Origin of the sequence: Sphingomonas sp. ABOLE (assembly GCF_003950455.1) — a bacterium.
GTDB lineage: Bacteria > Pseudomonadota > Alphaproteobacteria > Sphingomonadales > Sphingomonadaceae > Sphingomonas > Sphingomonas trueperi.
Genome location: NZ_QQWY01000103.1, coordinates 1 through 1,321 on the forward strand (window position 1 = coordinate 1; position 1,321 = coordinate 1,321).

Here is a 1,321-nt window from a genome sequence, read left to right on the forward strand (position 1 = left end):
TGAACCGCGCCGGGTTTGCCGGAGGCTCCAACTCCTGAGAAGGTGGAGCCTGTATGAGCAAGACGACGAACAAGTTTTCTCCTGAGGTCCGCGAGCGTGCGGTGCGGATGGTATTCGATCACGAGCAGGATCATCCCTCGCGCTGGGCAGCGGTGGTTTCCATTGCGGAGAAGGTGGGCTGTTCGGCCTATACGCTGCACGAGTGGGTGAAGAAGGCCGAGGTCAACAGCGGTAAGCGTGCTGGCGTCCCGACCGAGGTCGCCGACAAGGTGAAGGCGCTGGAGCGCGAGGTCCGCGAGCTTCGGCAGGCCAACGAGATTCTCCGCAAGGCGTCGGCATATTTTGCCCAGGCGGAGCTCGACCGCCCGTTCCGTCGATGATCGCGTTCATCGACGATCACCGCGATGCCTATGGGGTCGAGCCGATCTGCAGGGTGCTGCCGATCGCCCCATCTACCTATCACGAGCGCGTCGCGCAGCGACAGGATCCGACACGCCTGTCAGCGCGGGCGCAGCGGGATGCCGCCCTGAAGCCGGAGATCGCGCGCGTGTTTGCCGAGAACTTCGCGGTGTACGGCGTGCGGAAGGTCTGGCGGCAGATGATGCGGGAGGGCTTTCAGGTCGCCCGCTGTACGGTCGCGCGGTTGATGCGCGAGATGGGCTTGGCAGGGGTGATCCGGGGCAAACCGTTGCGTACGACCATCAGCGACAGAGCGGCGCCGTGCCCACTCGATCACGTCAATCGCAAGTTCTACGCGCCAGCGCCGAACATGCTCTGGGTGTCAGACTTCACCTACGTCGCGACCTGGGCGGGGTTCGTCTACGTCGCCTTCGTCATCGATACCTACGCCAGGCGGATTGTTGGCTGGCGGGCCAGCAGAACGGCACATGCCAGCTTCGTCCTCGACGCCTTGGAGCAAGCGCTTCACGATCGACGGCCAGCCCATCGGGGCGGCCTCATCCATCATAGCGACCGTGGGTCGCAATACGTGTCCATCAAGTACTCCGAGCGCCTCGCCGAAGCCGGGATCGAGCCATCGGTCGGCAGCGTCGGTGACAGCTACGACAACGCTTTGGCCGAGACGATCAACGGCCTCTACAAGGCCGAGGTGATCCACAGGCGTGGGCCGTGGCGCAGCTTCGAAGCCGTCGAATACGCCACGCTCGAATGGGTCGACTGGTTCAACCATCGTCGGCTGCTCGAACCCATCGGCAACATCCCGCCTGCCGAAGCCGAAGAGCAATATTATGCTGCCGCGGACAACCTCGATATGGCAGCGTGACTCACAACCCAACGCCTCCGGCAGACCCGGCGCGGTTCA

The 1,321-nt window shown here is 63.9% G+C and carries 1 protein-coding gene and 1 other annotated feature; the gene reads left to right on the forward strand.

All coding sequences use genetic code 11. The features are described 5' to 3' along the window. Positions 1 to 53: 53 nt before the first annotated feature. A protein-coding gene (locus CA234_RS24060; RefSeq protein WP_126002943.1) for an IS3 family transposase occupies positions 54 to 1,282 on the forward strand; the annotation gives its coding sequence in 2 pieces (ribosomal slippage) (positions 54 to 342 and positions 342 to 1,282; 1,230 coding nt in all). Then, positions 335 to 451 (forward strand) — a sequence feature (AL1L pseudoknot). It overlaps the preceding gene by 117 nt. Positions 1,283 to 1,321: the final 39 nt, after the last annotated feature.